The organism is Streptococcus sp. 2022WUSS037 (assembly GCF_044427225.1).
Classification (GTDB): Bacteria; Bacillota; Bacilli; order Lactobacillales; family Streptococcaceae; genus Streptococcus.
This window is the reverse complement of the sequence record NZ_JAOTGJ010000001.1, coordinates 175,912-195,408: the sequence shown is the minus strand read 5'-3', so window position 1 is coordinate 195,408 and position 19,497 is coordinate 175,912. Positions and strand designations below refer to the sequence as shown.

At 44.0% G+C, this 19,497-nt stretch carries 12 protein-coding genes; all 12 read left to right on the top strand.

The window, feature by feature from the left end:
• Nucleotides 1-72: 72 nt before the first annotated feature.
• The 12 genes from ODU55_RS00925 to ODU55_RS00870 all read left to right on the top strand — a co-directional run bounded on the left by ODU55_RS00925 (nucleotide 73) and on the right by ODU55_RS00870 (nucleotide 19,401).
• Entirely contained in the window at nucleotides 73-996 is a 924-nt protein-coding gene (locus ODU55_RS00925) for a metal ABC transporter solute-binding protein, Zn/Mn family (protein ID WP_398581571.1), read from the top strand.
• 541 nt (nucleotides 997-1,537) lie between these two features.
• Complete coding sequence (locus tag ODU55_RS00920; protein WP_398581570.1) at nucleotides 1,538-2,308, top strand: metal ABC transporter ATP-binding protein; 771 nt, start codon at nucleotides 1,538-1,540, stop codon at nucleotides 2,306-2,308.
• Nucleotides 2,301-3,161 carry a metal ABC transporter permease gene (locus tag ODU55_RS00915; protein WP_024384325.1) on the top strand — a complete coding sequence of 287 codons (861 nt, stop codon included), beginning with the start codon at nucleotides 2,301-2,303 and terminating at the stop codon, nucleotides 3,159-3,161. Before ODU55_RS00920 ends, ODU55_RS00915 begins: the two co-directional genes overlap by 8 nt.
• Nucleotides 3,154-3,993, top strand: a complete 840-nt coding sequence (locus ODU55_RS00910; protein ID WP_044772022.1) for a metal ABC transporter permease — start codon at nucleotides 3,154-3,156, stop codon at nucleotides 3,991-3,993. The genes ODU55_RS00915 and ODU55_RS00910 overlap by 8 nt, the downstream gene beginning before the upstream one ends.
• 55 nt (nucleotides 3,994-4,048) lie before the next feature.
• A complete protein-coding gene (locus ODU55_RS00905) occupies nucleotides 4,049-5,941 on the top strand; it encodes a M13 family metallopeptidase (RefSeq protein ID WP_398581569.1) in 1,893 nt (630 codons plus the stop codon).
• A 102-nt stretch (nucleotides 5,942-6,043) separates the two neighbouring features.
• The gene (gene leuS / locus ODU55_RS00900) at nucleotides 6,044-8,545 is read left to right on the top strand and encodes a leucine--tRNA ligase (protein WP_398581568.1); all 2,502 of its coding nucleotides are present in this window, start codon (nucleotides 6,044-6,046) and stop codon (nucleotides 8,543-8,545) included.
• Nucleotides 8,546-8,847: 302 nt separating this feature from the next.
• Nucleotides 8,848-9,456 (top strand): CHAP domain-containing protein, encoded by a 609-nt coding sequence (locus ODU55_RS00895; RefSeq protein WP_398581567.1) that lies wholly within the window; start codon nucleotides 8,848-8,850, stop codon nucleotides 9,454-9,456.
• A 145-nt stretch (nucleotides 9,457-9,601) separates the two neighbouring features.
• Nucleotides 9,602-10,411: an amino acid ABC transporter substrate-binding protein gene (locus ODU55_RS00890; RefSeq protein ID WP_398581566.1), complete on the top strand. Its 810-nt coding sequence runs from the start codon at nucleotides 9,602-9,604 to the stop codon at nucleotides 10,409-10,411.
• A gap of 19 nt (nucleotides 10,412-10,430) precedes the next feature.
• Complete coding sequence (locus ODU55_RS00885; RefSeq protein WP_398581565.1) at nucleotides 10,431-11,090, top strand: amino acid ABC transporter permease; 660 nt, start codon at nucleotides 10,431-10,433, stop codon at nucleotides 11,088-11,090.
• 9 nt (nucleotides 11,091-11,099) lie between these two features.
• Nucleotides 11,100-11,843, top strand: coding sequence for an amino acid ABC transporter ATP-binding protein (locus ODU55_RS00880; RefSeq protein WP_398581564.1), 744 nt, complete (start codon nucleotides 11,100-11,102; stop codon nucleotides 11,841-11,843).
• A gap of 164 nt (nucleotides 11,844-12,007) precedes the next feature.
• Entirely contained in the window at nucleotides 12,008-12,946 is a 939-nt protein-coding gene (locus ODU55_RS00875) for a LacI family DNA-binding transcriptional regulator (RefSeq protein WP_398581563.1), read from the top strand.
• Nucleotides 12,947-13,062: 116 nt separating this feature from the next.
• The gene (locus ODU55_RS00870; protein WP_398581562.1) at nucleotides 13,063-19,401 is read left to right on the top strand and encodes a pullulanase; all 6,339 of its coding nucleotides are present in this window, start codon (nucleotides 13,063-13,065) and stop codon (nucleotides 19,399-19,401) included.
• Nucleotides 19,402-19,497: the final 96 nt, after the last annotated feature.

Sequence of the window (19,497 nt, the reverse complement as noted above, 5' to 3'; positions counted from 1 at the left end):
CAGAAAGAATTTTTTAATATATATTAAAACTAAAGTTAAGCGTACCTAACAAAATTAAAAGGAGAACCTACTATGAAAAAACTACTTCTTAGTTTTGCTCTGCTATTGTCCCTAATAGGACTAGGAGCTTGTCGTCCATCGCAAACCACAGAAGGCTCTAGTAAGCCACGAGTGGCTGTCACAACCTCTTTCCTCAATGATATGGTCTACCAGCTGGCAGGCGATGAGGTGGAACGTGATTTGCTGATTCCAGCAGGAGAAGACCCTCATTTGTACGTAGCCAAATCTAGTGATTTATCAAAATTACAAAAGGCTGACCTTGTTCTCTACCACGGTTTGCACTTTGAAGGTAAAATGGTTGAAGCTTTGGAGAAGACTGGAGTAGCTGTTTCTAAAAACTTTAATGCAAAAGACTTGAATACGATGGATGAGGACGGCGAGCAGATTGTGGACCCTCACTTCTGGTTTTCTATTCCGCTCTATCAATCAGCGGTAGCGGTGGCTTCAGAGGAGTTACAAAAGCTTCTTCCGGAAAAAGCAGAGCTGATTCAGAAGAATACAGAAAAATACCAGGCGCAGCTAGATGATTTGCATGCCTGGGTAGAAAAAGAATTAAGTGTGATTCCAAAAGAAAGTCGCTATTTGGTAACGCCGCATGATGCCTTTAATTACTTTGCTGCTAGTTATGACTTCACTCTCTATGCTCCTCAAGGCGTGAGCACCGACTCAGAAGTGGCTAACAGTGACATGATTGAGACAGTTAACCTAATCATTGACCATAATATCAAGGCTATCTTTACAGAGTCTACAACTAATCCAGAACGCATGGAGAAATTGCAAGAGGCAGTAAAAGCCAAAGGCGGTCAGGTTGAAGTTGTTACTGGCGAAGGTAAGGAGTTATTCTCAGATTCTTTGGCACCAGAAGGTGAAGAAGGGGATACCTTTATCGACATGTACAAACATAATGTTACATTGATGGTTAAATATCTGAAATAGTAGAGGTCGAACGGACTTACTATTCAATGAAGACTAGAGATATTACCGAAGATAGAGTTGATAGGTACCAATATGAGGGATAATCAATTGTTTCGAGCACAAGCAGTATAGGACTCTTTCTATAGGAGGTGACAACGCTTGGGGGAGGATAGGCGTTAGTAGCAAATCACACCAGTTATTGAGGTCCTTGACTAGAAATGCTGTTTGTAGACCTCGATAATCTTGGTTCACAGCATCAGTAGTCTGTGCGTGAATAGGGATTTCAAATGAGTAGTAAAAAGGACTCGGTCTAGGTCGAGTTCTTTCCGTTTTTGGACCATTTTTAACAGGTTTATAAACATACGATTGAAGGAAGCATTGGTGCTCTACGAAAATCAAATTCATGCACTTATGTGTTGAAATAAGCGATGTATAGGGTTTGCCAGCAATTTGTTGGTACGGTATCTTAATCTTATCGACTTTCTCAGCTTGGTAGGTTGGTCTGATTTTGATTTTCATTGAGTATGAATGAGGTATATCATTTTTAAAAATAGGAGGAAATATGTCAGCAATCATTGAATTAAAAGATGTCAATTTAGCATATTCAGCCAGCCAGACCATGGCTTTAGAAGATGTCAATTTGGTGATTCCCAGAGGGAGTCGGACGGCTATTGTTGGACCAAATGGTGCTGGGAAGTCCAGTCTATTCAAGGTCATTTTGGGGTTGGAAAAACCTGACACAGGACAGGTTCGCTTGCTTGGTCAGGAGGCAGGTCTAGAGAGGTTGATTGCTCAAAAAGTAGCCTATATTCCCCAATCCAGTCAAGTAAACTGGCAATTTCCTGCAACAGTCTTTGAAATTGTTCTGATGGGACGCTTCGCTCATAGTAAGGGGATATTTAGAAGACCGACTAAGGCTGATAGACAGATTGTTGAGCAGGCTCTAGAACGGTTAAAAATTGCGGATTTACGCCATCGTCAGATTGATCAGCTTTCAGGTGGGCAGCGTCAGCGGGTCTTTCTAGCCAGAGCCCTGGCACAGGAAGCAGAATTGTATCTTATGGATGAGCCTCTAGCAGGGATTGATCAGGCAACAGAAATCATGATCATGGATATGCTCAAGGAGTTCCAATGTGAAGGGAAAACTTCCATTGTCATTCATCATGACTTAACGACGCTGGATGCCTACTTTGATCACCTTGTCTGGCTTCATAAGCATGTGATTGACTCTGGTCCGATGGATGAGACTTTGACAAGTGAGAATTATCAGGCGACCTACGGCATAGGAAATGGGCTGTTTTTAGGAAATGCCAAAGGAGGCAGTCATGTTTGAGGTTTTCAAAGAGTATTCTTTCTGGACAGTTGCTTTAGGGACCGTCAGCCTAGCTGTAGCAGCCAGCACTATCGGAAGTATATCTGTTCTTACTAAACAGAGTTTGCTTGGGGATGCTCTTGGGCATGCTTCTTATCCTGGAGTGATTGTCTCTTTCATGATTTTTCAGTCGCGACATCCTCTCTACTTGCTGTTAGGAGCAGTGTTGTCAGGCTATCTTTCTTATGCACTTGTCCATTGGCTGCGTCGAAAAGGTGGTCACAGTCTAGTCAATGCCCTTTCATTGGTGTCTGCTTCTTTCTTTGGTTTGGGAATGGTCTTGAAAAATGCTATTCAGGGAAATGAAGCCTTTGCAGGGTCTTCCCAGGCTGGATTGCAAACCTATCTATTTGGACAGGCAGCCTTTATTCAGCTGGATGATGTGATACTCATCGGACTCATTTCCCTATTGGCTTTGGTATTGTTTGCTTTCTTCTATCAAGACTATAAGCTGTATCTGTTTGATCAAACTTTTGCAAGGGTTATTGGTGTTCGTGTAAAGTACTTACAGCAGTTGACGATGTTTTTGATGATTTGCCTAATTGCAGTAGGATTAAAGTTAGTCGGAGCTATCTTAATGAGTAGTTTTTTGATTGCGCCAGCTGTCTTTGGCTTGATGCTGGGAAAATCGTATCACAAGAGTCTGTTACTGGCAGGAATCGTTGCAATTGGGTCGGCTTTTGTAGGGACCTGGATTAGCTCTAGTGTATCTGGCTTGTCGACCGGACCGACTATTATTGTCTGTCTGACAGGTCTGACCCTGTCTGCATTTGTGTATGTTACCTATGTCAGAAAGGAGAATGGTCGTGTTTGAAGTATTACTCATTTTGATGGTTATTGCTAGTTCTTGTGGCTTGCTTGGCTCGATACTGGTTGTGAAAAATCAATCGATGCTGGCAGATGCTCTATCGCATTCTGTCTTGCTTGGGATTGTTCTGGGATTTTTTATTAGTCATAGTTTGGATTCGCCGTTGCTAATAGTTGGTGCCAGTCTGTTTGGGTTATTATCGGTTCTTGCCATTGACCGTCTGCATAGTCGAAAGATAGCGCATGATGCCGCAACAGGTCTAGTTTTTTCTTTCTTTTTTGCGGTGGCGGTTTTGCTTATTTCTCTTTTTGCTCGCAATGTTCACTTGGATGTGGATCTGGTTTTGCAGGGGGAAGTACTTTTTGCTCCGCTCCATCGTATGGATGTTCTAGCCTGGTCATTCCCTGTTAGTCTGGTCAAGTCAAGTTTGGCTTGGTTGGTTATCGTTCTATTTTTTGCTTGGGCTTACCATCGTTTACAAGTGTACCTATTTGACAGCAACCATGCTCGTTTGTCTGGCTTACGAACAAGGATGTTAGAAATGGTCATTTTGATTCTAGTTTCCTTAACTACTGTTCTGGCCTTTGAAGCGATTGGCTCGATGACTGTTATTGTTTTCTTGGTGGCACCAAGTATGGCTGCCCTACGTTGGGTCAAATCCTTTTGGCAATTGCTTCTTTTAGGGCAAGGTATCGCTATTCTAACGGTTGTGCTAGGTTTTTTAGTGGCCAATCAACTGGATTTAACCATGTCAGGGACCTGTGCCGTTGTCAGCCTTCTTGTGGTTTGTTCGAGTATTATTTTAAAAAATACTTGGTCACGGTCATCTGATAAGTGAAATTGTCAGAATTTTTTGTTATTATAGTCATTAAGAAAGACAAAGGAGAAAATCAATGACACGTTTACAAGATGATTTTTACGAATACGTCAATGGTGAATGGGCAAAAACAGCCGTGATTCCAGACGATAAGCCAAGAACAGGTGGTTTCTCTGATTTGGCGGATGAGATTGAAAAGCTCATGATTGACACGACTAACGAATGGTTGGCGGGGGAAAATGTTCCAGAAGATAGCGTTTTGCAAAACTTTGTGGCCTTTCACAAACAAGTAGCCGACTATGAAACCCGTGACCGTTTGGGGGCAGAACCTGCCCAGGCCTTGATTGCAGAGTACAAGGCTCTCAACTCTTTCGAAGAATTTACTAGCAAATTGGCAGAATACGAATTGGCAGGCAAGCCAAACCTCATGCCTTTTGGTGTGGCACCTGACTTTATGGATGCCCAAACCAATGTTCTGTGGGCAGATTCTCTAGGCATTATCCTGCCAGATACGACCTACTATGAAGAAGGCCATGAAAAAGGAGCCGAATTGCTCAAAATGTGGAGAGAGAGTCAAGAAGCTCTCTTGCCTAAATTCGGTTTCAGCGATGAGGAAATCAAGGACCTCCTAGATAAACGTTTGGAATTGGATGCTAAGATTGCCAAGTATGTCCTGTCAAATGAAGAGGGTTCTGAGTACGCCAAACTCTATCATCCGTATGAGTGGGCAGATTTTACTGCCTTGGCACCAGAGTTGCCTTTGGATGCTTTCTTCACAGCGATTTTAGGTCAAACACCAGACAAGATTATCGTGCCTGAGGAGCGTTTCTGGCAGGCTGCTAAGGAAATTTACAGTGCGGATAATTGGGAGCTTTTGAAGGCGACCTTGATATTGAAAGCAGCAGGGGCTTATACAGCCTTCCTGTCGGATGAAATTCGTATTCTAGCAGGAGCCTACAGCCGTGCCCTTTCTGGTACACCACAGGCTCAAAACCAAGAAAAAGCAGCCTACAATCTGGCACAAGGTTACTTTAACCAAGCCCTCGGTCTTTGGTATGCTGGAGAAAAATTCTCACCAGAAGCCAAGGCCGATGTGGAAGCAAAAGTCGCTAAGATGATTGAGGTCTACAAGTCTCGTTTGGAAACGGCAGACTGGTTGGCTCAGGAAACGCGTGATAAGGCCATTGTCAAACTCAATGTTATCAAGCCTTACATCGGCTACCCAGAAGCCTTGCCAGAGCGTTATTATAAGAAGATTGTTGACCCAAGCAAGTCCTTGGTGGAAAATGCCATCGAACTAAACAAGATTGACATTGCTCATGGTTGGAGCAAGTGGAACAAGCCTGTGGACATTAAGGAATGGGGCATGCCAGCTCACATGGTCAATGCCTACTATAACCCACAGAAAAACTTGATTGTCTTCCCAGCGGCGATTTTGCAGGCACCATTCTACTCGCTAGAGCAGTCTTCATCAGCCAACTACGGAGGTATCGGTGCCGTGATTGCCCACGAGATTTCCCATGCCTTTGACTCCAACGGTGCTTCCTTTGATGAGCATGGTAGCCTTAATAACTGGTGGACAGAGGAAGATTATGCTGCCTTTGAGGCCCGTACCCAGCAGGTCATCGACCAGTTTGAAGGTCAGGATTCCTACGGTGCCAAAATCAATGGTAAATTGACCGTGTCAGAAAACATTGCCGACCTTGGTGGGATTGCAGCAGCCTTAGAAGCAGCCAAGTCAGAGGATGACTTCTCCGCAGAGGAATTCTTTACCAACTTTGCTCGTATCTGGCGAATGAAGGCCCGTCCTGAGTTCATGCAGATGTTGGCTAGTGTGGATGTCCATGCACCAGGTCACCTACGCACCAACATCCAGTTGCCAAACTTCGATGAATTCCATGAAACCTTCGGTGTTCAAGAAGGAGACGGCATGTGGCGTGCCAAAGAAGACCGCGTGATTATTTGGTAAAAACGGGAAAACAGCTAGTGAAAACTGGCTGTTTTTGTCTTTCCCAATTCCCTAAAAACGTGATATAATAGTAAAGATAATTTATTGACATGGAGAAATGACATGAGCTTCTACAATCACAAGGAAATCGAGCCCAAATGGCAGGAATTTTGGGCAAAAAATCATACTTTTAAAACGGGAACAGATGCAGATAAGCCAAACTTTTATGCCCTAGATATGTTCCCTTATCCGTCTGGTGCGGGCTTGCACGTTGGTCACCCAGAGGGTTATACTGCGACAGATATTCTCAGCCGTTACAAGCGTGCCCAAGGCTATAACGTCCTTCACCCAATGGGGTGGGATGCCTTTGGTCTGCCAGCAGAGCAATACGCTATGGACACGGGAAATGACCCAGCTGATTTTACAGCAGAAAACATTGCTAACTTCAAACGTCAGATTAACGCCCTTGGCTTTTCTTACGACTGGGACCGTGAGGTTAATACGACTGACCCTAACTACTACAAGTGGACCCAGTGGATTTTCACTAAGTTGTATGAAAAAGGCCTAGCCTACGAGGCAGAAGTGCCTGTAAACTGGGTAGAAGAATTGGGAACAGCTATCGCCAACGAAGAGGTCCTTCCTGACGGAACATCTGAGCGTGGTGGCTACCCAGTTGTCCGCAAGCCAATGCGTCAATGGATGTTAAAAATCACTGCCTATGCAGAGCGTTTGCTTAACGATTTGGAAGAAGTTGATTGGCCAGAGTCTATCAAGGATATGCAACGCAACTGGATTGGTAAGTCAACGGGTGCCAATGTGACCTTCAAGATCAAGGATACAGACAAGGACTTCACTGTTTTCACAACTCGTCCAGATACCTTATTTGGTGCGACCTATGCTGTCCTTGCCCCTGAGCATGACTTGGTGGATAGCATTACATCGCCTGAGCAGGCAGAGGCTGTGGCAGAGTACAAACGCCAAGCTTCTCTCAAATCAGACCTTGCCCGTACAGACCTTGCCAAAGACAAGACAGGTGTTTGGACAGGTGCCTATGCTATCAACCCTGTGAACAACAAGGAAATTCCAATCTGGATTGCTGATTATGTGCTTGTGAGCTACGGAACAGGTGCTATTATGGCTGTTCCTGCCCACGATGAGCGTGACTGGGAATTTGCTAAACAATTTGGTTTGGATATCATTCCAGTTTTAGAAGGTGGCAATGTAGAAGAAGCACCTTACACAGAAGATGGTGCCCACATCAACTCTGATTTCCTAGATGGTCTTAACAAGGAAGAAGCTATTGCTAAAATGGTGGCTTGGTTGGAAGAAAATGGTCTCGGTCAGGAGAAAATTTCTTACCGCCTCCGTGACTGGCTTTTCAGCCGTCAGCGTTATTGGGGTGAGCCAATTCCAATCATCCACTGGGAAGACGGTACTTCCACAGCAGTCCCTGAAAATGAGTTACCTCTGGTATTGCCAAAAACTTCAGACATCAAGCCTTCAGGTACAGGGGAGTCACCACTAGCTAACTTGACAGACTGGTTGGAAGTGGTGCGTGAAGACGGCGTAAAAGGTCGCCGTGAGACCAACACCATGCCACAATGGGCGGGCTCTAGCTGGTACTACCTCCGCTATATCGACCCACACAACGATGAGAAATTGGCAGACGAGGAGCTTCTCAAAGCATGGTTGCCAGTGGACATCTACATCGGTGGTGCCGAGCACGCGGTCCTTCACCTGCTTTATGCTCGTTTCTGGCATAAGTTCCTTTACGACCTTGGCGTTGTACCGACCAAAGAGCCATTCCAAAAACTCTTTAACCAAGGGATGATTTTGGGGACTAGCTACCGTGACAACCGTGGTGCCCTTGTAGCGACAGACAAGGTGGAAAAACGCGATGGCTCTTTCTTCAACATCGAAACTGGTGAAGAGTTGGAGCAGGCACCTGCTAAGATGTCTAAGTCTCTTAAAAACGTGGTTAACCCAGATGATGTGGTCGAGCAATTCGGTGCGGACACCCTCCGTGTCTACGAGATGTTCATGGGCCCACTTGACGCTTCGATTGCTTGGTCAGAAGAAGGTCTCGAGGGCAGCCGTAAGTTCCTTGACCGTGTTTATCGCCTCTTGACGACCAAGGAGCTTGTGGCGGAAAATAGCGGAGCGCTTGATAAGGTCTACAATGAAACTGTGAAGACGGTGACAGAGCATATTGAAGACCTGAAATTCAACACAGCTATCGCTCAACTCATGATTTTTGTCAACGCAGCAAACAAGGAAGACACGCTCTATGTCGAGTACGCCAAAGGATTTGTCCAATTGATCGCCCCATTTGCACCACACTTGGCAGAAGAGTTATGGCAAGGTTTGACAAACACCAGTCAGTCAATCAGCTATGTCGCATGGCCAACATATGACGAAAGCAAGCTAGTGGAAAGCGAAGTGGAAATCGTTGTCCAAATCAAGGGTAAAGTAAAAGCTCGCTTGACCGTAGCCAAAGACCTAGCACCAGCTGAACTTGAAAAAGTTGCTCTGGCAGACGAAAAAGTCCAAGCTGAAATCGCTGGTCAAACAGTGGTGAAGGTGATTACGGTTCCAAACAAACTCGTCAATATCGTTACCAAGTAACGATTGCCTCGTTTGTTTGTCCATTTCCAACCTCCAACAGCCTATCCGTAGACTGTTGGAGCCAACTAAATTGGTGAATATCGTTGTGAAGTAACCAAACTAGTGACTATCCTAGCGAGATAAATGTAAATAATAAGAAACGACTTCCGTATTGGAGGTCGTTTTTTTGACAAAAAGTCAGAACGCTGTGATTGTTAAGAGATTGCAAGTTGTCTGTAATATTTGTTACATTTCTTTAAGCTCTCTGCAAGGATTATCCCTTAGGATAGATAGGGCAGAAAAACACGAAGGAATCAAATATTATGAGTTATCAAATGATAAAAAAACAATTCAAATTGGGACTGTTTACAGCCCTCATAGGAAATCTTTTATGGTCGGGAATGGTGAATGTCAGTGCAGATGACACAGTTATAAGCGATAGTCCGACAGTATCAGCGTTAACAAAAAAGGTTGAAGCTGCAAAAATAGCAGCCAAAGCTGCTGCAGAAAAAATTGTGGCTGAGAAAGCTGCTGCCGCTGCAAAGGCTGCTTTGGCTACCAATATGGTGTCAGAGGTTGCTGTGGAATATACGGCTAATACCTATCCAGCGGGTCAGTGTACTTGGGGTGCCAAAGAAATGGCTCCTTGGGTTGGAAACTATTGGGGTAATGGTGGAGATTGGGCAGCTAGTGCGGCAGCGCTTGGATATGAAGTGGGAACTACTCCAAAAGTTGGCGCTATTGCTGTATGGACAGATGGAGGCTACGGTCATGTTGCCTATGTAACAGATGTGGCAGCTAACGGTCACATTCAAGTTAAGGAATCAAACTATGGAGGAACTTATTACCCAAGTAATGTACGTGGATTCTTTGATCCGACAACGACCAGTGAAGGAACGGTTAGCTACATTTACCCACCAGCTGGTGTATAATTATTTAAAAAAGGTCTTCTAGGCCTTTTTTTATTTCTAAGACCTGATTAAAAAATTTAATAGCCTTGATAGAAAATTTATATTGGTTATACGCTTCATTTCGTGTTATGATTGAGAAATCTGAAAAAGAAAGAGTGTATTTATAATGAAAAAATTAGCTTTATTTGCAACAACAGCCCTAGCAGCTTTTACCTTAGCAGCTTGCAGTTCGTCAACATCAACGAGCTCATCAAGTAGCACAGACCAAACCCTCTTGGCACAAATTAAGGAAGAAGGCCTTATTCAAATCGGTACTGAAGGTGCCTATGCTCCTTACTCATATCATGATGAGAGCGGAAAATTGGTCGGTTATGATGTAGAAGTAGCCGAAGCCGTTGCTGAGAAATTGGGTGTCAAGGTGGAATTTGTTGAAACAGAATGGGATTCCATGATTGCAGGTTTGGATGCAGCACGTTTTGATACTGTTGCCAACCAGGTTGGTATTACGGATGAACGCAAGGAAAAGTACGACTTTTCAACACCATATACATACATCTATGGAGCTTTGGTAACACAGAAGGATAATACTGACATTACAAGTTTTGCAGATTTATCTGGTAAAAAATCTGCCAACAGCTTGACAAGTAACTGGGCAGATTTGGCACGTGAAAATGGTGCAGAAGTTGTTGGTGTGGATGGATTCTCTCAAGCAGTTGAATTGTTGAACACAGGTCGTGTGGATGCTACCATCAATGACAACTTGGTTTACTTAGACTATGTGAAACAACATGCTGATGCACCGATTAAGGTTGTGACCTTGACGGATGACGTGTCAACAACAGCCTTCCCAGTTGCAAAAGGAAATGAAGACCTTGTGAAAGAGATTGATGCAGCCTTGGCAGAATTGGCTAGTGAAGGAAAATTAGCTGAAATCTCAAACAAATACTTTGGTGAGGATGTATCTAAAGCCAAATAAAGAATAAATAGGAGAAACGATGACAGATAGAGTTTGGCAATTATTAATTGATTCATTTACGCAAATCCTTGTCCCAGGATTATTGGTGACGATTCCATTGACCATCTTGTCTTTTATCTTTGGTCTAATCATTGCTATTGGGACAGCCTTGGTGCAAATTGCTCAGATTCCCATTCTCAAACAAGTGGCTCGTTTCTATATTTGGGTTGTTCGAGGGACGCCACTCTTGGTTCAACTCTATGTGATATTCTTTGGGCTACCAAGTCTAGGAATTGTCTTGGATGCTTTTCCGTCGGCGGTTTTGGTTTTTTCTGTCAATACAGGTGCCTACGCTGCGGAAACCATACGGGCTTCTATTGAGTCCGTGCCTAAGGGGCAGTTGGAGGCTGGCTATTCTGTCGGGATGAGTTTTGCCCAGACCATGCGTCGGATTATTCTCCCACAGGCCTTTCGAGTGGCCTTTCCACCCTTATCGAATACCTTGATTGGATTGGTCAAGGATACATCTTTAGCGGCCAATATCACGGTTTTGGAGATGTTTATGGCGACTCAGCAGATTGCGGCAAGGACCTATGAGCCATTTGCCCTCTATTGTGAAGTTGCTCTCATTTATCTATTCTTTTCAACTATTTTGACTAAGCTTCAGACCTATGGCGAGAAGAAGTTGGCGGTCTATTAGGAGGTTCAGATGATTCAAGCAAATGGAGTAAAGCTGGCCTTCAATGGTCAAGAGGTATTAAAAGGCATTGATGTAGAGGTCAATCCAGGAGAGGTGGTTGTTATTTTGGGACCATCTGGCTCTGGAAAAACAACCCTTCTTCGTTCATTGAACTTTTTGGAAAAAGCTGACGCGGGTCACCTAGTCTTCGGTGAGGACAGCTATGACTTGGCTCAGATGACAAAGAAGGAAATTGCAGCCATCCGCAAGCGAACAGCCTTCGTTTTTCAAAACTACAATCTCTTTGCCAATAAGACTGCCCTGCAAAATGTGACGGAAGGCTTAATTGTAGCTCGGAAAGTGCCCAAGCAAGAGGCTGAAAGAATCGGTAAGGCAGCCTTGGATAAGGTTGGCCTGTCGGACAAATATGATTCTTATCCGAGCCAGCTCTCTGGCGGTCAGCAGCAACGGGTCGGCATTGCCAGAGCCATTGCGACTAGTCCCGAGGTCATCTATTTTGATGAACCAACCTCTGCTCTCGACCCCGAGTTAATCGGTGAGGTCTTGGCTGTCATGATGCAGTTGGCCAAAGAAGGCATGACCATGGTGGTTGTGACACACGAGATGGGCTTTGCGCGTGCAGTAGCCGACCGTGTGATTTTCATGGATGGAGGCCAAATTATTGAAGAAGGCCGACCAGAAGATATTTTTGACCAGCCAAAAGAAGAACGAACCAAGCAGTTCTTGGCTCGGATTCAGAAAGAAGAACTGTAGAAGGAAAACACTGGCAATGCTGGTGTTTTTCTCATACCTAAAGAAATAGATGTTATAACCTTCAAAACACTTTTGCATTTTTTACTAGAATTGGATATAATAGAACAGAGAAAACGTTTGCACAAAATTTGAGAAAATATGAATAAGAAAAGTAGGAGGGGCTGATGACAACTTTAGCAGATGTAGCTAGGTTAGCTAATGTTTCAAAGATGACGGTGTCGCGTGTCATCAATCATCCAGAGCAGGTGACACGCGAATTGCGACTGTTGGTGACGAAAGCCATGGAAGAATTAAATTATAAGCCAAATGTTGTCGCCAAGGCCTTGGCCCAGCAACGGACCTTGATTGTCCAGGTGGTCATCCTTGAAAAAATGGATGTCGTTGAGCCGTATTATATCGATTTATTGCGAGGCATTGCAGCAGAATTGAATCAACGAAATTATACCTTGCAATTGGTAACCGATGCGAAGTTAGTGACGGATCAGTGTGATGGCTATATTATCACAGGTGCCAGAAAGTCAGATTTTTCATGGTTAAAAGGCTTAGGTAAACCTCTCATATTATTTGGAGAGAATAGTGAAGGGTTACCGTTTGTGGACTCAGATAACAAGGAAGCCACTCGATTAGCGACAGAATTTGCCCTATCAAAAGGATATGAACAGGTTTTCTTTGTGGGCATTGATTTACCAGAGTCATTTGAAGAAAGGCGAGAAGAAGGCTATAAAAAGGCTATGAAAGACCGAGAAAGTCGCCTGTATCGCTTGGCCAATCATTCTCGCGTCGCAGAAGACTTTATCAGAAATCTAGACGATTTACCAGATAAGACTTGTTTTGTCTGTGCTTCGGACCGCCTAGCACTGGGAATTACAAGGGGGCTACAAGCGATTGGAAAATCGATTCCTCAGGATGTTGGCGTGATTGGATTTGACGGATTTTTTATCGATAGGATTTCAAATCCAAGGTTGACGACCATGAAGCAACCCATTCAAAAAATGGGAGCAATCAGTGTGAAGCGATTGATGGATATGCTGGATGGAAAACCTTTGACTAGCTTGGCCCATTTCGACTGTGCTGAATTGATTGAACGAGAGACTACGCCATAGTAGTTTCTTTTTTTTTGATGATTTTTGTTACCGATAACAGCTAAGAAAACGTTTGCAAAGACTAGGTGCGATTGTATATACTTATACTATAAAAATCAATTTACGTGGAGGAGCCTATGAAAAAGAAATCTATTCGTGAGATGAAATCAAGAGGAATGTTTGAGAAAAAACAATTTTTTAGCATTCGTAAATTTAATGTCGGCGTTGCATCCGTCGGTATTGCGACAGCTTTTCTGATGTCTGGAGTCGGTCAAGTAGTTCATGCCGAGGAAGCGGCTACTCCTGCGGAAACTACCATAACCAATGTTTCGGAACAGTCTGGAGGAGCATCGACAAGTGAAACTCTACCAACTGTAACCAATACAAGTCCTACTGGAGTATCGGAAACCGTAGATAATGCATCAGTTGCTCCACTGGCAACTACTGCAACACCTGTGGCAGAAAGAGCTGCAGCAGAAACACCTATCGAAGAAGGCAGCATTCGTCTGCACTTTGAAAATGTAGATGAAACAGCACCAGAAAGCCAAGGACTTTGGACTTGGGGAGGAGTGGCAGAGCCGTCCGATGGTAATCAATGGCCAAGGGATACAGCGAATTTTTCAAGCAGTCAGGTAGATGACTACGGCCATTACGTTGATATTAAAAAATCTGAGACACCAGGAACGATTGGCTATCTGGTCCTCAAGAATGGAGAAAAAATAACAGAGTCAGACCAAAAAGTGGAGCTTCTTGTTCCGGAACAAAATGAGGCTTGGATCGCTAGTAACTACAGCGTGTCTAGCTATGAGCCGCTCAAAGATGAAAATGTTCTCCGCATCAATTACACACGTGAAGACAAGAATTATGAAGGTTGGGGCGTATGGACTTGGGGCGATACGACTGAAGCGAGTGATGGCTGGCCAACAGGTGCCGTTGACTTTAAACTTGGCAAATACGGAGCTTATGTTGACATTCCCCTCTCGAACGGTTTAGATTCTAAGCTTGGATTTCTGCTAATCAATCAGAACAATCCAGATCTTGCAGGCAATAAAACCATTGATTTAGCCTTTGCAGATCGTAAACGGCATAGCCAAATTTTCCTTCGAAATGGTGACGACAAACTCTATACCAATCCATATTTTATCGAAGAGAAAGTAGAACTCGATACCAGTAAGGCGACTCCGGGTACAAAAAATGTGACTGTTGAGGCTAGTAGCAAAGCACCATTCAACTACAATGAAAGCGGCTTGGTATCTGTAACTGTCACCAACCCTGAAAATGCTGAGATTGTCAAAATGGAAGTCGATACAAGTGCCATCGGTGGAGGCCTTGTGCCAATCTCTACTGAGCTCAATCGTGTGACCATTAAAGCGACGTCTAGCACAGCGCCAGGTACCTATAGTCTTCCTGTAAAGGTCTATGACAAGGACAACGGTTACTACGAAACTAGCCTAGATGTGACCATTACAGAGCGTATCAAGGCAGATGGTGAAAAAGACTGGGACGAGCAAGTTATCTACTTTATGATGACAGACCGTTTCTACAATGGAGACACCAGCAATGATAAGCTGGTGGAAGGAACAGCCTCCAACCCACGCGGTCTTTACCAAGGCGGAGACTTCAAAGGAGTGACAGCCAAGCTGGACTACTTGAAAGAATTGGGTGTGGACTCTATCTGGTTGACTCCGATTGTTGAAAATATTCCACAGAATGTCGGTAGCGTAACAGATGGAGAGTACTATGCTTACCATGGTTATTGGGCATCCAATTTTGAGAAACTCAATCCGCATTTGGGAAGTTTAGCTGATTTCCACGAATTGATTGATGCCGCGGCGGAAAAAGGTATAAACATTGTTGTTGACGTGGTACTTAACCATGCTGGCTATGGTACAGAAGAAACCTTTGCAGGTTTGGTACGGACTAAGGAAGAAGACAAGCAGGGAGATGACCAGCTCGGTTCGCTTGCAGGATTGCCTGACTTCAAGACAGAAGAAGCAGCTGTTCGCAATCAGTTGGTTGCTTGGCAGGCATCTTGGTTGGAACGCTCAACAACTGCCAAGGGTAATTCAATCTATGCTTTCCGTGTCGATACAGTCAAACACGTTGATGATACCACATGGCAACATTTCAAAAATGAATTAGTGGATAGAGACCCTGACTTCCACTTGATTGGGGAAACTTGGGGAGCTAACTATAAAGATACCAAGGGTGACTTGGGTATCGGTACTATGGATAGCTTGTTGGACTTTGGCTTCAAGGATATTGCCAAATATCTAGTCAATGGTCAACTGAAAGCAGCTGGAAAAGAGCTAGAAGAACGTAGCAAGGTTCTGACTAGCGCAGCTTCTCTGGGTCAATTCTTGGGCAGTCATGACGAAGATGGTTTCCTTTACAGTCTCGGTGGTGCAGAAAAAGAGGGAAATCTGGACAAACTGAAATTGGCTGCCAGTCTCTTGATTACTGCTAAAGGTCAGCCAGTCATTTACTACGGTGAAGAAGTGGGGCAATCTGGACAAAACAACTGGCCAGTTTATGACAACCGGTACGATTTCGATTGGAGTAAGGTAGAGACTAGTGGCATCACAGACCACTATCAGAAATTGTTGGCCTTCCGTAATGCCAATTCAACATTGCTCTCACGTGGTGATACAAGCACACTTGCTGGAAATGATAGCCAAGGTTGGCTTATCAGCAAACGCAGTTACCAAGATCAAGCAGCCTATCTTGTCTTCTCAACCAATACCGAGAACAAGGAAATGGCGCTTGAAGTATCTGGTCAGGATGTAGTGGTCACAGATGCCTACACAGGAAAATCTTACCAAGCTATCGAGAAAGACGGTAAATGGGTTGTTCAAGTCGAACTGCCAACAATCGGTCAAGGTGGCACCATGCTCCTTCAGACAGAAGCAGGTGACATCGTCAATGCCAGTGTGCAAGGAGCAACTGAAGAACCAATTGAAGCAGGCTACTTCCGTGTTCACTTTAAAACTCTACCATCTGATAATTTATCTAGCTTAGGTTTATGGACATGGGATGATGTCGAAAAACCATCGTCAGATCTTGGTGCTTGGCCAACAGGTGCAACCAATTTCAGCACGGCTAAACAGGATGACTATGGCTATTATCTGGACATCAAGATGAAAGATGAAACAGCCAGCAAGATTAGTCTGTTGATCAATAACACTTCTGGTGAGAACATCACAGGTGACAAGACCATTGAACGGATTAGCACCAAGATGAATGAAGCTTGGTTTGATGAAAACTACCAACTCAGCCTCTATCAACCGCTTAAAGAAGGCTACCTCCGTATCAATTACTTCCGTACCGATGGCAATTATGACCAAAAAGGTCTCTGGATCTGGGGAGATGTGACTGATGTTACCTTGGGTGACTGGCCAAATGGTATTGATTTTGAAAACCAAGGCAAGTACGGTGCCTATATTGATGTCAAATTGACAGATTTACCAAGTTCCATTGGCTTCCTGCTATTGGATGAAAGCAAGTCAGGAGATGATGTGAAAATTCAACAGAAAGATTATAGCTTTACAGATTTGAAAAATCAGACACAAATCTTCCTTAAGGATGATGATGCGACTATTTACACCAACCCTTATTTTGTCAATAATGTCCGTGTAACAGGTGTTTCTCATGTTAGCCTAACAGCTCTAGAAGCAGCCTTTACAACGCTGGAAGGTGCTGATAAGGATAGCATCTTGGAGAAATTGTCTGTAACAGATAAAAATGGTCAGACAGTTGCTGTGACGGACCTTGTCTTGGATGCAACAAGCAACAAGGTGCGAGTCCTTGGGGATTTCAACCAAGAAAATGCGGGCTATACCCTCAAATATGGCAATGATAGCTTCACAACAACTATGAGCTGGCAATTGAAGGATGAGCTATATGCTTATGATGGAGAGCTTGGTGCGCGTGTGAGTCAGGCTGGAAGTGTCGTTGATATGACTCTCTGGTCTCCAAGTGCAGACAGTGTAGCAGTTGTTCTTTATGATAAGGATGACCAGTCTAAGGTGGTCGGTAAATTGGCTATGACCAAGGGCGATAAGGGACAATGGGATCTTGAATTGAACAGTCAATCAGGTCTTGGTATCTCGGACTATCGTGGTTACTACTACCATTATGAAATCACTCGTGGGAATCAAGCTGTTCTTGTTTTGGACCCATATGCTAAGTCTTTAGCGGAGTGGAATAGTGATTTGGCAGATACAGATCCATCTTATCGGATTGCAAAAGCTGCGATTGTGGATCCATCAGAAGTTGGTCCAAGTGGTTTGGACTATGCCACAATTCCTAACTTCAATCAGCGTGAAGATGCTATTATCTATGAGGCTCATGTCCGTGACTTCACATCCGATCCTGCTATTTCTGATGAATTGACAGCTCAGTTTGGCACCTTTGCGGCCTTTGCAGAGCGACTCAGCTACCTCAAAGACCTGGGTGTGACCCATATTCAACTGCTACCAGTTATGAGCTACTATTTTGTCAATGAATTGAAAAATGCAGAGCGGATGAGCGAGTACGCATCAAGCAACAGTAACTATAACTGGGGCTATGATCCACAGAGCTACTTTGCCTTTACAGGTATGTATTCTACAGATCCGACAGATCCAATGAAACGCATCGAGGAATTCAAAAACCTGGTCAATGAAATCCACAAACAAGGCATGGGGGTGATTTTGGATGTGGTCTATAACCACACTTCTAAGACCTTCTTATTTGAAGACTTAGAGCCAAACTATTATCACTTCATGGAGGCAGATGGTACGGCTAAATCTAGCTTTGGTGGAGGTCGTCTCGGAACCACTCACTACATGAGCCGTCGTGTCTTAGTTGATTCCATCAAGTATCTTGTGGATGAGTTTAAGGTAGATGGTTTCCGTTTCGATATGATGGGGGACCATGATGCCGAAGCAATTGAGCTGGCCTTTACTGAAGCTCAAAAACTTAATCCAAACATTATTATGCTTGGTGAAGGATGGAGAACCTTTACAGGCGATGCCAATCAGCCTGTTCAGCCAGCGGACCAAGACTGGATGAGTTCAACAGATACTGTTGCGGTATTCTCAGATGAGATTCGTAACACACTTAAATCTGGTTATCCAAACGAAGGTCAGCCAGCCTTTATCACAGGCGGTGCTAAGAGTGTTGAGTCTGTCTTCAATAACATCAAGGCACAACCAGGCAACTTCTTGGCAGATGATCCAGGTGATGTGATCCAGTATATTGCTGCGCATGATAACTTGACCCTATTTGATATTATCGCTCAGTCCATCAAGAAGGATCCGTCAGTTGCTGAAAACTATACTGAAATTCACCAACGTCAACGCTTGGGTAACTTGCTAGTTTTGACTGCTCAAGGGACACCGTTCATTCATTCTGGTCAGGAGTATGGACGGACCAAACAGTTCCGCCATCCTGATTACAAGGAGCCAGTTACAGAGGACAAGGTACCAAACAAAGCTCATTTGTTGACCAATGCTGATGGTACACCATTTGACTATCCATACTACATTCATGATTCTTATGATTCATCGGATGCGGTCAACAAGTTTGACTGGACCAAAGCGACAGATGAGACTCTCTATCCAGAGAATACCCGTACTCAGGCCTTTACAAAAGGATTGATTGCCTTGCGCAAATCTACAGATGCCTTCCGTTTGGGAACAAAAGACCAAGTCGATCAAATGGTTAGCTTGATTTCAATTCCAGGTCAAAATGGTATTGCTACAAACGATGTGGTTATTGCCTATCAAACCATTGCAAGCAACGGTGATCGCTATGCTGTCTTTGTCAATGCTGACAGTAAGGAACGTAGTTTTGTTCTTTCAGATATTTACAAAGATTTACTGCAGGGTCAAGTGCTGGTCGATGGTGAGCGGGCAGGAATAGAAGCATTGTCTGATTTAGTAGGTGTCGAATTGACTGATAGCGCAGTTGTTCTTGCACCTTTGACAGCAACAGTGGTTCGTTTACCTTATACCATCACAGAAGTTCCAGATACAGCACCTACTGCTGAAGAAAAACCAACCCTAGACGTTACTAGGAAAGAACGTACAGAAGAATCTGTCCTTCCAATTGCAGAGGAAGTTCGTTATGATGCAACTCTTGCAAAAGGTCAATCTTATGTGCTTCAAGAAGGTAAGGCAGGTAAGAGAGTCTTGGTTTATCAAGATGTCTTGGTTGACGGCAAGGTGGTCGCTACTAGCTTGTTATCAGAAACAGTTGTTGATAGTGAAACACGTATTGTTGTGAAAGGCAGTATGGAGGCTAAGAAAGAGGCTGAAAAACCGAGTCTTTCTACTACTGCTCAAGCATCTGGACAAGCGACAAGTGCTGCAAGCAAGGTGAGTCTGCCGATTACGGGTGACCGACAAAGCGATTTGGCACTTCTAGGACTCGGACTTGCAGGACTTGGTTTGACAGTCGCTGCACAAGGAAGAAATAAAAAATCAGAAGAATAGCATGCTTTCCTCCAAAGAGGTTAGGAACTGATAGTTTCCTAGCCTCTTTTCTGATTTCAGAATTTAGTCGAAATTGTTTTTGGCACCCGACTATCG

Bases quoted from the DNA above. Each gene is read 5' to 3' on its own strand.
- ODU55_RS00870 (WP_398581562.1), top strand. From the start codon at position 13,063: ATGAAAAAGAAATCTATTCGTGAGATGAAATCAAGAGGAATGTTTGAG.
- ODU55_RS00915 (WP_024384325.1), top strand. From the start codon at position 2,301: ATGTTTGAGGTTTTCAAAGAGTATTCTTTCTGGACAGTTGCTTTAGGG.
- ODU55_RS00880 (WP_398581564.1), top strand. From the start codon at position 11,100: ATGATTCAAGCAAATGGAGTAAAGCTGGCCTTCAATGGTCAAGAGGTA.
- ODU55_RS00905 (WP_398581569.1), top strand. From the start codon at position 4,049: ATGACACGTTTACAAGATGATTTTTACGAATACGTCAATGGTGAATGG.
- leuS (WP_398581568.1), top strand. From the start codon at position 6,044: ATGAGCTTCTACAATCACAAGGAAATCGAGCCCAAATGGCAGGAATTT.
- ODU55_RS00890 (WP_398581566.1), top strand. From the start codon at position 9,602: ATGAAAAAATTAGCTTTATTTGCAACAACAGCCCTAGCAGCTTTTACC.
- ODU55_RS00875 (WP_398581563.1), top strand. From the start codon at position 12,008: ATGACAACTTTAGCAGATGTAGCTAGGTTAGCTAATGTTTCAAAGATG.
- ODU55_RS00895 (WP_398581567.1), top strand. From the start codon at position 8,848: ATGAGTTATCAAATGATAAAAAAACAATTCAAATTGGGACTGTTTACA.
- ODU55_RS00925 (WP_398581571.1), top strand. From the start codon at position 73: ATGAAAAAACTACTTCTTAGTTTTGCTCTGCTATTGTCCCTAATAGGA.
- ODU55_RS00920 (WP_398581570.1), top strand. From the start codon at position 1,538: ATGTCAGCAATCATTGAATTAAAAGATGTCAATTTAGCATATTCAGCC.
- ODU55_RS00885 (WP_398581565.1), top strand. From the start codon at position 10,431: ATGACAGATAGAGTTTGGCAATTATTAATTGATTCATTTACGCAAATC.